Raw genomic sequence first — 13609 nt, 5'->3', positions numbered from 1 at the left:
CTACCTCTACTTATCCGACCCGATGTATCCGCAACACCGAACTCAACTGCCGCAGGCGGCGCATGATGTTGGCCAGATGGACACGGCTATCCACCGCCACCACAAAATGCAGCGTGGAGGTGAGTCCGTCCCGCTCCTCCATGATGACGTTCTTGATATTGGAGCCCATCTCCGAGATGGCCGATGCGACCGAGGCCAGGGCACCCCGCTTGTTCCCGACATCCACCTTGATCTCGGTGGTAAAATCACCCACCGGCTCCTTCTCCCACTTTACATCCAGCCAGCTGTCGCTCTTACGGAAGTCACCGAGATTGCGGCATTCATGCCGATGCACCACGATGCCCTTGCCCGGATTGAAAATCGCCACGATCTCATCGCCTGGTAACGGCCGACAGCATTTGGCAAACCGTACCACCATGCCTTCGGTGCCGGTAATGGCCAACGGAGCCGATCCGGCCTGCTGCGGTAAATCCTCTCTGGGCAGCTCGGTATCCGAATCGGTCAGCCGCCGGGCCACCAGCAGCGGCATGCGGTTACCCAGGCCGATCTCCTCCAGCAACGCCTCCTTGCTGGTCAGGTGAAAGTCCTCCAGCAACCTGCCGAGCTGGCTATCCGGTATCTGGTCGATAGTCAGATCATGTTGCGCCAGATCCTTGTTCAACAGCCGCCGTCCCAGCGTCACGGCTTCCTGGTGGCGCAGGTTCTTCAGATAACCACGGATGTTGGCCCGCGCCTTGCCCGTTACCACAAAATTGAGCCAGGCGGCGCTGGGGTTGGCGGTATCGGAGGTGATGATCTCCACTGTCTGGCCGCTGTACAACCGGGTGCGTAACGGCACCATGTGCCGGTCTACCCGAGCCGCCACCGTATGGTTTCCCACATCGGAATGTACCGCATAGGCAAAATCAATCACCGTGGCCCCCTTGGCCAGCACCATGATCTTTCCCCGGGGAGTGAATACGTAGACCTCATCCGGGAACAGATCCACCTTGACATGTTCCAGGAACTCCATGGAGTCGCCCGCATCTTTCTGCAACTCCAGCAGATTCTTCAGCCAGTTGGAGGCGTCGGCGTGCGCCTCGCCACTCTGGTTCTCGCTGGATTTATACAACCAGTGTGCCGCAATGCCCGATTCCGCCATGCGGTCCATCTCCACGGTGCGGATCTGTATCTCGATCGGCAGGCCGTGGGGGCCGAACAGCAGGGTATGCAGCGACTGGTAACCGTTCGCCTTGGGTATGGCAATATAGTCCTTGAAGCGCCCGGGCACCGGTTTATAAAGATTGTGCACCACCCCCAGCGCCCGGTAACAGGTATCCAGGCGGTCGACAATGATACGGAAGGCATAGACATCCACCACCTCGGAGAACGAGAGTTTCTTGTCCCGCATCTTGGTGTAGATACTGTAGAGGTGTTTTTCCCGTCCCCTTACCACGCCGACAATGCCTTCCTGTTCCAATCGCCCGACCAGTGCGGCATCAATATTCCCCATCACCTCCTTGCGGTTGCCTCTGGCAGCCCGCACCGCTTCCTTCAGGGCACGGTAACGCATCGGCCAATAGGCGGCGAAACAGAGCTCCTCCAGCTCGGTGCGCAGCCGGTAGATGCCCAGTCGATGGGCTATGGGGGCATAGATCTCCAGGGTCTCGCGGGCAATCCGCCGACACTTCTCCGGCCGCATCACCTCCAGGGTGCGCATGTTGTGCAAGCGGTCCGCAAGTTTGATCAGGATAATGCGGATATCCTGCGTCATGGCCAACAGCATTTTGCGGAAACTGGCGGCCTGCGCTTCAGCCTTGGAGGGGAAATTGATCTGATTCAGTTTGCTGACGCCATCCACCAGGGTGGCCACCTCTTCACCGAACTCCTCTTCCAGCTGGGCCTTGGTGACCGGCGTATCCTCCAGCACGTCGTGCATAATCGCGGCCATGAGGCAGCGGGAGTCAAGCCGGATATCGGCCAGAATCCGGGCCACGGCCAGGGGATGGTAGATGTAGGGCTCGCCACTGAGACGCTTCTGTCCTTCGTGCGCCTCGGCACTGAAAACATAAGCGCGATAGACTTCGCGAATCTGCTCAACACTCAGATAGGATTCGAGGTAGACGCAGAGATCGCTGATCAGGAAGCGGGGTTTACTGCTAGGTTCGGAAGGCTGGATGCTGGCCGGACTGTTCATACAACGGTCCGGTCAGGGGCCGCGCCATAGACCGGCGCAGCCTCTCTAAACTGTGGGCTGAAAATTTTTCTTGAAAGGCCTCTGGTGCACATTCCCTATTTGGCAAATGCCTGTTCATCCACCAGCTCATCCGAGCCGAAATTCTCTTCCAAAGCACTCATATCGACCTCGGTGTCGGACTTTGGCGCCACTACATGATCATCGACCAGTCCGGCAGCAATTTCCCGCAGGGCTACCACCGTCGCCTTGTCATTCTCCCAGGCCAGCATTGGCGCCACGCCATGGCTCAGCTGACGCGCACGCTTGGTTGCCAGCAAAACCAGGTCAAAACGGTTATCCACATGTTCAAGGCAATCTTCAACTGTAACGCGGGCCATGTTCAATATACTCCGAAGGTCTAATCCCCGGATACACTTTCAGCGGGGAAGAAAATAATGCGGTTATGTCAGCCGTTACGGCCGGAACATTAAATAGTATAACAATACAAGCCCACACACCAGATGCGTAGCCAGCTATATCAAGACTCCCTGCCAATTATGTGTTGGTATTATTTTGACTTAACGAATCATACCGGTGGAAGGGGCCACTCTCTGCGAACCCGCCCCCTCGGAGCCGGTATCCTGCGTTGCGGGTAGATGCGGGAATCTGCCGGTACTTCCTCTTGGGAGCGAAGCGGTTCCAGCATCCATACCGATCTTTCAATGTAACGCTCTCAAAGACGCCAAGATCGCACAGATAAAGATGCACCTTGTGCTTAAGGGGTCCAACTACCCTTTTCGTTGAAGCAACCGTTCACTCCAGCAGCGAACGCAGCCGCTCCTGCAGCCGTTCCGCCTGGATCGGCTGGCGCAGGCGTTGCGCCGTGATAATCGCCCTGAGCTCACCGAGCGCCTGATCAAACAGGTCATTGACCACTAGGTAGTCATATTCGGGATAGTGCGACATCTCTTCCCTTGCCTCACCCAGTCGCCGCTGTATCACCGCTTCGCTGTCCTGTCCCCGGCTGCCCAGCCGCTGCCGCAGCGCCTCCGGCGTGGGGGGGAGAATAAAAACAGACACCGTTCCCGGAAAGCGCGCGCGGACCTGCTGCGCGCCCTGCCAGTCGATCTCCAGGATCACATCATTGCCTTGTTCCATCTGCTCGCGGATACCGGCTTCGGAAGTACCATAATAATTGCCAAACACCTCCGCGTGCTCCAGAAACGCACCGGCTTCCACCATTCCCGTGAAGGTATCCTGAGCCACAAAATGGTAATCCAGGGCATCAGTCTCACCCGGCCTTTTGGGCCGGGTAGTGTGCGAGATGGAAACCCGCACACGCTCTTCAGTCTCTACCAGCGCCTTCAGCAGGCTGGTCTTTCCCGCCCCGGACGGGGCGGACACTATAAACAGGGTGCCTGTAGTCATGCTCTTTCCACTTTTCCTTGCTGTCGTTTTATCAATAGCCGGGGCGCAGCGCGCCTACTCGATATTCTGGATCTGCTCGCGCATCTGCTCGATCAACACCTTCAGTTCCACCGACACCCGGGTCATTTCCACATCATTGGACTTTGAGCCCAGGGTATTGGCCTCCCGGTTGAGTTCCTGCATGAGAAAATCCAGACGGCGTCCCACCGGCTCATCCCTGGCGAGCACCGCCTCGACTTCATCCAGATGGGTCTGCAGCCGGTCCATCTCCTCATCCACATCGAGCCGCTGGGTCAGCAATACCATCTCCTGTTCGATGCGTCCCTCATCCAGTTCGGCGGTCAGTTCAGCCAGCCGGGCACGCAGCCGGTCACGCAGTGACACCAGCAGCTGCGGCATCAGCTGCTTCACCTTGGCCACCTCTTCGCGCATTGCCCCGCAGCGCTGGATGATCAGTTCGGCCAGCCGACCACCCTCTCGCTGGCGGGATTCCACCAGGCCATCCAGGGTCTCATCCAGCAAGGCCGCCGCCCGCTTATGCACCGGCGTCAAATCCAGCTCTTCAGTCTCCAGCACACCAGGCCAGCGCAGGATATCTATCGCGCGGGGCGGCACGGACTCATGGAGCAGAAGACCCACCTCCCCGGCCGCATCAATGATCTGTTGGGCGAAACGTTCATTCACCGCCACCCCGGCGGTAGCACTTTTGGATGGCACGAAGCGAAACAGGCAATCCACCTTGCCACGTCCCAGCCGGGCGGCAACCCGCTCCCTGACCAGCGGCTCCAGGGCACGCAACTCCTCGGGTAACCGGACAAACAGCTCCAGGTAACGGTGATTCACCGAGCGTAGCTCGCATACCAGCTCACCCAGTTCGTCCCGGCTCTCTCTTCTCGAAAATGAGGTCATACTGCTTATCATGTGCGCACCTGTTATTTATCCTTGGAGGCATACTGCGTATTATCGGTTAAACGCAGACGTTGAGTATCCGCCAGTTCACCGGGCCGTCCATCTCCTGTCGACACCCCTGACGTGGTAACCTGTATCATAATGCGCATTCAGACAGAGTGCATCTGGAGCCGACTATTTCTTCACCCACGGAACAGAACAGGGACAGCCTACCATCCGGTACCGTCATCGACTGTTACTCGATCATCAAGCTGATCGGGAGTGGCGGTTTCAGCCTGATTTACCTCGCGGAGGACGAGGATAGCCAGGATCACGTGGTGATCAAGGAGTACCTGCCGAAGAAGCTGGCGGTACGGGACCGCGCCGGCATGGTGCAGGTCAGCGGCGACAAGCAGAGCGATGCCTTCCATAACGGACGCAAACTCTTCTACCAGGAAGCGAAGGCGCTGGCCACCCTGCGCCACCCCAATATCGTCAATGTCCGCACCTTCTTCCTGGCCAACAACACCGCCTATCTGGTGATGGACTATGAGCACGGGAAGAACCTCGGCAGCTATGTAAAAAAGCGCAACGGCGGGCTCAGCACCACCTTTCTGCTGACGGTGTTTCCGGCGGTGCTCGACGCCCTCAACCTGATCCACTCAGAGGGACAGCTGCACCTGGATATCAAGCCCAGCAATATCCACCTGCGCCCGGGGGGCAATCCGCTGCTGCTGGATTTTGGCGCCGTACATCAGTTCGCGACCACACGCAGCCGGCAATCCTCCCAGGTGGTGACTCCCGGATTTGCCCCGGTCGAGCAATATTACTCCTCCGGTTACGTGGGTCCCTGGAGCGATGTCTACGCCATCGGCGCCACCATGCGTTCCTGCATCGAGGGAAAGCCACCACCCTCCGCCATTGAACGGCATGCTAAAGATTCCATGAAACCGATCGCAAGCCTGTACAAGAAGCAGTATCCGGCCTATCTGTTGGAGGTGATCGACTGGGCGATGGAGGTGGACCCGCTGCTCCGACCTCAGAATGCCGGCATTATGCTGGAGGCACTGACCCAGCAACGGGGGCGTCCGGCCAACAACCGCCAGCCACAGCTAGAGTCGGCTGACGAGCTGTTCAAGGAGAAACACCCTGAATGAGTATACAACCCGGTGAATTCGCCTCCAGCAGCCTGATAGGCGACCGCAAGATCAATCAGGACCGCTGCATCCGGGTGGATGACGGTAATGTAGTCCTGCTGGGATTGGGCGACGGCATGGGCGGCCATCCACGCGGTGAGACGGCGGCACAGGTGTTGATCGACACCTGCCAGAATTATTTCAATCGCACCCCCCATCCAATCCTCAACCCAAGCAGTTTTCTCACTCGCCTGCTGCATAAAGCGCATGAGAACATCGTCGCCTTCGGTTATGAGCAGCGGCCGGCTATCGACCCCAGAACCACGGCGGTAGCCTGCCTGATCCAGAAGAATGTCGCCCACTGGGCACATGCCGGCGACAGCCGGCTCTATCTGTTGCGGGAACAACGGATACTCGCCAAGACCATAGACCACTCCTATGTAGAGCGGCTGAAACAGCAGGGCGTGATCACCGCCCGGCAGCAAAAGAATCACCCGCAGCGAAACTATGTCACCCGCTGCCTCGGGGGTGCACTGGTTTCCCCGGACATCACCCTGGGAAAACACAAGCTGGAGGCCGGGGATATCCTGCTGCTCTGCAGCGACGGACTCTGGGGAAGCATCAGCGAATCCGAGATGCTGACCACCCTGTTCAGTCGGCTGCCGCTATCGGAAGCGGTACGGACACTGTCCGAACAGGCGGCACACAAAGCCTTTCCAGACAGTGACAACATCACCCTTATTGCCCTCAGGATGCAGCCGCTGGATGAGGAGACTGACGGCGAACCACGGAACAACAAACAGGAGCGCGCCGAAGAGGGCAACCTGGCCCAGGCCATTGCCGACCTTCAGAACGCCATCAGCAATTTTGAAACAGAAACCAGGCAGGATAAAGAATGAGACCCAGTGGCCGTACACCCGAGCAAATGCGCAATGTCCGCATTACCCGACATTTCACCAAACATGCAGAGGGCTCGGTACTGGTCGCCTTCGGCGACACCCAGGTTATCTGCACCGCCTCGATTGAGGAGCGCGTCCCCCCCTTCCTCAAGGGTACCGGTCAGGGTTGGGTCACTGCAGAGTACGGCATGCTGCCCCGTTCCACCAACAGCCGCATGGCACGGGAAGCGAGCAGAGGCAAACAGGGCGGCCGCACCCTGGAAATCCAACGACTGATTGGGCGCAGCCTGCGGGCAGTGACCGATCTTCAGGCCCTGGGGGAACGCACCATCACCCTGGATTGTGACGTGATCCAGGCTGATGGCGGAACCCGCACGGCGTCCATCTCGGGCGCTTACGTCGCACTGTGCGACGCCATCAGCAATCTGCAGACATCAGGCAAACTCGCCACCGACCCGATTCATGGCCAGCTCGCCTCCGTTTCGGTGGGTATCTATCAGGGCACACCGGTACTGGATCTGGATTATGCCGAGGACTCCCAGGCCGAGACCGACATGAACGTGGTGATGAACAATGCCGGAGCCTTTATCGAGGTTCAGGGCACAGCAGAGGGCCACGCCTTTCATCTGCAGGAGCTCAATGCCATGCTGGCATTGGCGGATAGCGGAATACGGGAGATCATGACGGTACAGCAGGAAGCATTGGTCAGCTAGGTTTTAACGGCAGAAAACGCTCCCGCGACAAGGTGTCCGGGAGCGGCTTCAGCCGCGCTGCCCCCTACACCAACATCAGCTCGGGCACAGGTTGGGTACAGACCCGGTTTCGCCCCTGCTCCTTGGCCTGATAGAGCGCCCTGTCGGCCCTCACCATGGCCGGCTCAATAGACACATCACCCGCAGCGAACCCGCTGATACCGATGCTGATGGTCACCATAATTTCCTTTTCACCAACCTGGATGCGCAGATTTTCGATCGCAGACCGGACGCGCTCTGCGGTTGCTCCGGCGGACGGCTCATCGGTCGACGGCAACAGAACGGCAAACTCCTCGCCGCCAATCCGACCCAAAATATCCTCTTCACGCAGCGCCGAAACAATGGCCTGTGCGACGAATTTCAGCACCCGGTCACCGGCCGGGTGACCGTGGTTGTCATTCACCTGCTTGAAATAATCCACATCCAGCAACATCACCGACAACTCGCCCTGATGGCGCAGCCGCCGCGCCACCTCCATTTTCGCCCGCTTCATGAACTCGCGGCGGTTGATCACTCCGGTCAGGGAATCAATACTGGCAAGCCGCTTGTACTCCTCGCCCTCCGCCGTGCTGCGCTTCAATGCCAGGACATGCCGGCTCACAGCCAGCGGCCCCAGTTGCTCGCCCATCGTCAGCATATCGGTGCGTATCAGTTTACGGCGGAACGTCTCGTAGGCCTGCACCATATCTCCCAACTCATCCTTGCGCTTGGCAAACGGAATACGGTAGGACTTATCATCCGCGGTCAGCGCCCGCATACCATCGGTCAGACTGAGAATGGGAAGCCGGATCGACCTTGCCAGCTGCAGCGCCACAAAACCGATCAACAGCACCATGGCTCCCCCGCCCAAGACCGTCGCCATGAACGTGATGGTGGAGAGGCTGCGCTGACGCCCCATCTCATCCAGCAACTGGTTGATCAACTGCTGTTGAAATTCACTGATGAGATTGATGCGCTGCGTGGCGACCTTGAACCAGGTAAAGCTATCTATCGAGACCACCCCGTCGCCACTGCCGTGTTCCAGAGCGTAGTCACTGAGACGCCGATAAGAGGTCACCTCATCCACCGCGTAGTGCGACCGCCACTGAACCCGCTGTTCATCAGAAAGAAACGAGTAGAACTGTCTTTCCAAAGACTCCTGCTCCGAGACCAGAGAAACCAGCTGTCGATACTCCTGCCGGGTGAAGGCGCCTCGGCCTAACGCCGCGGAAACAACCGCACGTTCACGCCCGCCCATTTCGGCAAACTGTATCAGGATGTTGTTGGCCTGAAACAGCTCGTAGGCGCCCTGGCGCCGTGACATGATAGCAATCTGATTGGTTAGTCCGATCAACTCCGCAATCAGTCCGGTAAAACCCTCAAAGCTCTCCTGGGAAGAGAGTGATCGCTTATCAACCTGGTTACGGAAGCGCTCCAGCGCCTCCAGGCGAACCGCCACCTTTGTCGCCAGATTACCGATCTGTGCCAACCGGCCCTCCTGCTTCTGAGCCTCCTGGTTCACCCTGAATATCTCCAGCTCACGATCACTGCGGCTGCGCTGCAGCTTCAGTGCAGCCTTGAAAGCAGGGTCATCGCTGGTCAGGAGACCGGCACTGAGTCCACGCTCCTTCTGCAGTTCATGGGCGAGATTGCCCACCCCCTGACTGAATGAGGCAAGCTGAGCAACGTCACCCGCACCTACCGCCTCCTGCCAGGACTGATACATAATCATTCCGGCAAAAATCAACATCGGCAACAGGGAGATGACCACCAGCATTTCGAGTCCCCGGACGAAGGATAGCTTCTGGAATTTGAGCACCAGAAATTCCGCCAGGGAATGGTTCTTTACCTCTCGTTCAGCCAGCAGGGGCGCCAGATCCAGGTCCTGATCAATAATGTGGTTGATCAGCAGCTTGACCAGCGATTCGGTCACATCGATCAGGGACCCCCCCAGATCGTCAGATCGTAACTGGCTTCTCGCTTCGATTATGGCCGACAGGAAATCGCTGTGCTCGCGCCGCTGCTCCTCTTTAAAATCCTCACCGGCGGTGGCGCTGAGCATCTCCTCATGGCGACTGTGCGCCGTAGCCAGCTGCTCCAGCTCATCCAGAATCCGATGCACCTGCTCCGCATCGGGCGCTTCGTCGATCAGATCAATGAGTCGGTTCAGGAGTGAGATAAGCTGCCGGTGCTCACCATCCAGCCCAGGATCACCAATACTAAGCCCTTCATCCCAGTGGATTTTCTTCATAACAGGTCATTCAGGCGCCAATCTGGTCACCTGCTGGATTAATCTCATGCACTTGCGGATTGCGCCATTCAGCCGCGCCCGCGCCCAACGTACACCCGGCTTGTAACCGGAGTACCCACTGATAGCGGCCCCGTCACCGATTTCTGAAGTAGATACGACACATGGATGATGTTTTTTATTTCCAATCTGTAACGTTTACAGGGTGGGAAAGGCGTAGCTGCTCCCTTCGCGCACGGATGCAGAGGGCCAGCGCTGGGTGATGGTCTTGCGCCGCGTATAGAAACGCACCGCGTCAGGACCATAGGCATGGAGATCGCCGAACAGCGAGCGTTTCCAGCCCCCAAAGCTGTGGTAGGCGACAGGTACAGGCAGAGGGATATTCACTCCCACCATGCCGACCCGGATATGGTCACTGAAGAAGCGGGCCGCCTCACCATCCCGGGTAAAGATGCATGTGCCGTTGCCGTACTCGTGGTTATCGATCAGGGTCATCGCCTGCTGCAGGTTTTCCACCCGCACTACACAGAGCACCGGCCCGAATATCTCATCACGGTAGATCGACATCTCCGGCGTGACCCGGTCAAACAGACAGCCACCCAGAAAGAACCCTTCCGCATGGCCTTCGACCCGCTGACCCCGGCCATCCACCACCAGCTCAGCCCCTTCATCCAGACCCCGATCCACATAGCCCCGCACCTTCCGCAGGTGCTGTGCAGTCACCAGCGGACCCATTTCGCTTCCCGACTCACGACCCGGCCCCACTTTCAGGTGCGCCAGCTTTTCCGCCAGCCCGCCAACCACGGCATCCGCCACCGTATCGCCGACACAGACCACCACCGAAATGGCCATGCAGCGCTCACCGCAGGAGCCATAGGCCGCCCCCATCAGGGCATTGACCGCATTGTCCAGATCAGCGTCCGGCATCACCACCGCATGATTCTTAGCGCCACCCAGCGCCTGCACCCGCTTGCCGGCCGCAGTACCGGTGTGATAGATGTACTCCGCCACCATGGTGGAACCGACAAAGCTGGCCGCCTGCACCCGGGGATCATTCAGTAACGTGTCCACCGCCTCTTTGTCGCCGTTAACCAGATTGAACACACCGTTCGGCAGCCCAGCCTGCTGCAACAATTCGGCTATGCGCAGAGCCGCCGAGGGATCCCGTTCGGAGGGCTTAAGAATAAAGGTATTGCCGCAGATAATTGCCATTGGGAACATCCACATCGGCACCATCACGGGAAAATTGAATGGCGTGATCCCCACCACCACCCCCAGTGGTTGAAACTCGGACCAGGAGTCGATAGCCGGGCCGACACTCTTGGAGTATTCCCCCTTCAGCAGTTCCGGCGCGCCACAGGCGTACTCCACCACCTCAATGCCGCGCATCAGTTCGCCCATGGCATCATCCAGCACCTTGCCGTGTTCATCGGTGATCAGTCCACAGATCTCCTCGGCATGCTGTTCAAGCAGCTGTTTGTAGCGGAACATCACCTGGGCCCGCTTCAGGGGTGGGGTCTCCCGCCAAGCCGGGAAGGCCGCCTCGGCGGCGGCAATCGCCCGCTCAACCGTGGCCCGGGAGGCCAGTGCCACCTGCCGCGGCGTCTCACCGGTGGCCGGATTGTAGACCGGCTGGGTCCGTTGGTCGTCGTTGACGATCTCGCCGTTAATGAAATGACCAATGGTATTCATAAGTTGCTCCTGACAGAACGAGCCGCGGCGGGCTCTCTGGTTATCATCCTGAAGACCCCTGTTGCGATACAAATACGCCAGAACAGGCGTGAGCTGTTTCCGGCTGGATCGCAAACCAGGGGATCAAATCGCCTTGAGGCTGTCCCCCACGACGTTGATCAGCCGATCAATCTCTTCCTTCTCGATAGTCATGGCCGGTCCGAACTGAATGGTGTCGCCGCCATAGCGTACATAGACACCCCGCTCCCAGCAGCGCATGGCGATCTCCCAGGGGCGGCGTGCCGGTTCATCCGGGTAGGGGGCAATCTGCAACGCACCCGCCAGGCCGAAGTTGCGGATATCGGTAATGTGCGGACCACCCCGAAGACTGTGCAGGCCCGACTCAAAATAGGGCGCCATATCGCGGGCCCGTTCCGCCAGCCGATCCTGTTCAAACAGCGTCAGCGCGGCCAGTCCCGCTGCACAAGCCAGGGGGTGGGCCGAGTAGGTATAGCCATGGGGGAACTCCACCATATATTCCGGACCGCCGTGTGTCATGAAGGTCTGGTAGATATCTTCCCGCACGACCGTTGCCCCCATCGGCACTGCCCCGTTGGTCAATCCCTTCGCCAGGGTCATGATGTCCGGCACAACACCGAACGCATCCGCGCCGAAGGCATGTCCAGTACGGCCGAAACCGGTAATCACTTCATCAAAAATGAGCAGAATTGCGTGCTTGTCGCAGATCTCCCGCAGTCGTCGCAGATAACCCTCAGGCGGCACGATCACACCCGCCGACCCGGCAACGGGCTCAACAATCACGGCGGCAATATTGGAGGCGTCATGCAGCGCCACCAACTCCTCCAGCTGATCCGCCAGAGCGACGCCATGCTCCGGTATGCCACGACTGAAGGCATTCTCCGGCAACAGGGTGTGGGGCAGGTGATCGGCATCCAGCAGGGTGCCGAACAGTTTGCGGTTCGGCCCGATGCCACCCACACTGATACCGCCAATATTGACCCCGTGATAACCCTTGGCCCGCCCAATCAACTTGGTCTTGCCCGGCATGCCCTTCAGACGCCAGTAGCCGCGCGCCATTTTCAGTGCAGTCTCTACCGCCTCGGAACCGGAATTGGAGAAAAACAGATAATCCAGGCCTGGCGGCGTCAGCTGCCTGAGACGATTGGCCAGTTCAAACGCGAGCGGATGACCGAACTGAAATCCCGGGGCATAATCCATGCGGCCCAGTTGGGCAGTAATCGCTTCGCTGATCTCCTGTCGATTGTGTCCGGCCCCGCAGCACCAAAGGCCGGACACCCCGTCCAGAATCTGCCGGCCATCGGCACTCCGATAATAGTTGCCCTCGGCGGCCACCACCATGCGGGGATTCTGTTTAAAATCCCGGTTGCCGGTGAACGGCATCCAGAGGGCTTCCAGTGCCTCACGGCTCAGGCCGGCACTGAGCCGGGAATCGAAATCTGACATGGGGATATCCTTGATCCATCGGTGAATATAAGCCTAGTCCGGCTATTGAAATATGTTAAATAAATTTGGATTTTTCAGCATCCATAGCCACTTAAACATAGATATCGAATGAGGCCGGGGTTTTAGTCACCTCACCCCTTCCGGTGGCCAGATAAGTAATATCGATATCCGCCAGCTTTGCATCTTTCGGGCGGTCGTGGCACGCTGGCCGAGCTTGAACGCCCGATCCCGGAATTCCTCACGAAACAGCCGTTGGAAAAATTCCGCTTATTTATGCTATCGTTCCGGATCAAGTTTGATAAAATATTACACTGATATCATAAGTAATACTGATCGACATTGTCGTATCAGGCTCTCTACCAGAGCCGACACAACACCTTTCCTTAACAGCGCCCTGAGCCGGGCAACAGATCCAGGAAAACACCATGATTTCACCGAACCTACGAGCGACTGTCATCGGAGTCACTGCGGCACTCCTCTCCACTTATGCCATCGAATCCAACGCCTGGCGCAAGGATATCGAGACCTCTGGTCGTATCAAAAACACCACTTGCAAGTATGAACCGGAGGCGCAATGCTCCTGGGCGGTACGGATCGGCGCCCAGATCCCCGGCGTCGATATGCATGAGGCCTCCATGGCCTCCATGCGGCTGGATAACGCCAATCTGCAGGGCGCCAATCTCTCGCGCGCCACTCTGCACCTGGCAAATCTGCAGGGCGCCAACCTGATGCTAAGCAACCTGGAATATGCGGCCCTGCATGCTGTGAACCTGCAGGGCGCCAACCTGATGCTGGCAAATCTGAAAGGCGCCAACTTCCTGGATGCGGACCTCAGCGGCGCCAATCTTCGTGGCGCCAATCTCGAGGGTACCATTCTGATTGCGGCCAAGCTGGACAACGCCACCTGGACCGATGGGCGTGTCTGCGCTGTCGGCTCCAAAGGTGAGTGCCTGTAGTCAGAATATGAC

General features: G+C 58.4%; 11 protein-coding genes. 4 read left to right on the top strand and 7 right to left on the bottom strand.

Annotated features, from left to right (window positions below; translation table 11 throughout):
• Window positions 1-10: 10 nt before the first annotated feature.
• The 4 genes from spoT to ACHZBF_RS00355 form a co-directional block, all read right to left on the bottom strand.
• Window positions 11-2176, bottom strand: coding sequence for a bifunctional GTP diphosphokinase/guanosine-3',5'-bis pyrophosphate 3'-pyrophosphohydrolase (gene spoT / locus ACHZBF_RS00370; RefSeq protein WP_321527368.1), 2166 nt, complete (start codon window positions 2174-2176; stop codon window positions 11-13).
• Window positions 2177-2271: 95 nt separating this feature from the next.
• A complete protein-coding gene (gene rpoZ, locus ACHZBF_RS00365) occupies window positions 2272-2553 on the bottom strand; it encodes a DNA-directed RNA polymerase subunit omega (RefSeq protein WP_029133101.1) in 282 nt (93 codons plus the stop codon).
• 415 nt (window positions 2554-2968) lie between these two features.
• Window positions 2969-3583, bottom strand: a complete 615-nt coding sequence (gmk, locus tag ACHZBF_RS00360) for a guanylate kinase (protein WP_321527367.1) — start codon at window positions 3581-3583, stop codon at window positions 2969-2971.
• Between the two features lie 54 nt (window positions 3584-3637).
• Window positions 3638-4492 carry a YicC/YloC family endoribonuclease gene (locus ACHZBF_RS00355; RefSeq protein WP_273437935.1) on the bottom strand — a complete coding sequence of 285 codons (855 nt, stop codon included), beginning with the start codon at window positions 4490-4492 and terminating at the stop codon, window positions 3638-3640.
• Between the two features lie 158 nt (window positions 4493-4650).
• On the opposite strand from ACHZBF_RS00355, the gene ACHZBF_RS00350 reads away from it, so the two are divergent.
• The 3 genes from ACHZBF_RS00350 to rph are packed head-to-tail and all read left to right on the top strand — an operon-like array spanning window position 4651 to window position 7219.
• Window positions 4651-5628, top strand: coding sequence for a serine/threonine protein kinase (locus tag ACHZBF_RS00350; RefSeq protein WP_245621698.1), 978 nt, complete (start codon window positions 4651-4653; stop codon window positions 5626-5628).
• Window positions 5625-6506 (top strand): PP2C family protein-serine/threonine phosphatase, encoded by an 882-nt coding sequence (locus ACHZBF_RS00345; protein WP_321527366.1) that lies wholly within the window; start codon window positions 5625-5627, stop codon window positions 6504-6506. Before ACHZBF_RS00350 ends, ACHZBF_RS00345 begins: the two co-directional genes overlap by 4 nt.
• A complete protein-coding gene (gene rph, locus ACHZBF_RS00340) occupies window positions 6503-7219 on the top strand; it encodes a ribonuclease PH (RefSeq protein WP_029133104.1) in 717 nt (238 codons plus the stop codon). The genes ACHZBF_RS00345 and rph overlap by 4 nt, the downstream gene beginning before the upstream one ends.
• A 64-nt stretch (window positions 7220-7283) precedes the next feature.
• Here rph and ACHZBF_RS00335 read toward each other — a convergent pair whose 3' ends face one another.
• From ACHZBF_RS00335 to aptA, 3 genes are all read right to left on the bottom strand, one after another.
• Window positions 7284-9488 (bottom strand): diguanylate cyclase, encoded by a 2205-nt coding sequence (locus ACHZBF_RS00335; protein WP_321527365.1) that lies wholly within the window; start codon window positions 9486-9488, stop codon window positions 7284-7286.
• Between the two features lie 195 nt (window positions 9489-9683).
• Window positions 9684-11177: a CoA-acylating methylmalonate-semialdehyde dehydrogenase gene (locus tag ACHZBF_RS00330; protein WP_321527364.1), complete on the bottom strand. Its 1494-nt coding sequence runs from the start codon at window positions 11175-11177 to the stop codon at window positions 9684-9686.
• 123 nt (window positions 11178-11300) lie between these two features.
• Window positions 11301-12641: an omega-aminotransferase AptA gene (aptA, locus tag ACHZBF_RS00325; RefSeq protein ID WP_321527363.1), complete on the bottom strand. Its 1341-nt coding sequence runs from the start codon at window positions 12639-12641 to the stop codon at window positions 11301-11303.
• A gap of 425 nt (window positions 12642-13066) precedes the next feature.
• Between aptA and ACHZBF_RS00320 the strand changes: the two genes are divergently transcribed.
• Window positions 13067-13597, top strand: a complete 531-nt coding sequence (locus tag ACHZBF_RS00320) for a pentapeptide repeat-containing protein (RefSeq protein WP_273437947.1) — start codon at window positions 13067-13069, stop codon at window positions 13595-13597.
• Window positions 13598-13609 lie beyond the last annotated feature (12 nt).

The sequence above is a fragment of the Sedimenticola selenatireducens genome (assembly GCF_963675335.2).
Lineage (GTDB): Bacteria > Pseudomonadota > Gammaproteobacteria > Chromatiales > Chromatiaceae > Sedimenticola > Sedimenticola selenatireducens.
This window is presented reverse-complemented; position numbering and strand designations above follow the sequence as displayed.

What these genes read in the sequence shown, in the direction of transcription:
- spoT (WP_321527368.1), bottom strand. Translation starts at nt 2,176, where the DNA reads ATGAACAGTCCGGCCAGCATCCAGCCTTCCGAACCTAGCAGTAAACCC.
- rph (WP_029133104.1), top strand. Translation starts at nt 6,503, where the DNA reads ATGAGACCCAGTGGCCGTACACCCGAGCAAATGCGCAATGTCCGCATT.
- ACHZBF_RS00355 (WP_273437935.1), bottom strand. Translation starts at nt 4,492, where the DNA reads ATGACCTCATTTTCGAGAAGAGAGAGCCGGGACGAACTGGGTGAGCTG.
- ACHZBF_RS00335 (WP_321527365.1), bottom strand. Translation starts at nt 9,488, where the DNA reads ATGAAGAAAATCCACTGGGATGAAGGGCTTAGTATTGGTGATCCTGGG.
- aptA (WP_321527363.1), bottom strand. Translation starts at nt 12,641, where the DNA reads ATGTCAGATTTCGATTCCCGGCTCAGTGCCGGCCTGAGCCGTGAGGCA.
- ACHZBF_RS00330 (WP_321527364.1), bottom strand. Translation starts at nt 11,177, where the DNA reads ATGAATACCATTGGTCATTTCATTAACGGCGAGATCGTCAACGACGAC.
- rpoZ (WP_029133101.1), bottom strand. Translation starts at nt 2,553, where the DNA reads ATGGCCCGCGTTACAGTTGAAGATTGCCTTGAACATGTGGATAACCGT.
- gmk (WP_321527367.1), bottom strand. Translation starts at nt 3,583, where the DNA reads ATGACTACAGGCACCCTGTTTATAGTGTCCGCCCCGTCCGGGGCGGGA.
- ACHZBF_RS00345 (WP_321527366.1), top strand. Translation starts at nt 5,625, where the DNA reads ATGAGTATACAACCCGGTGAATTCGCCTCCAGCAGCCTGATAGGCGAC.
- ACHZBF_RS00320 (WP_273437947.1), top strand. Translation starts at nt 13,067, where the DNA reads ATGATTTCACCGAACCTACGAGCGACTGTCATCGGAGTCACTGCGGCA.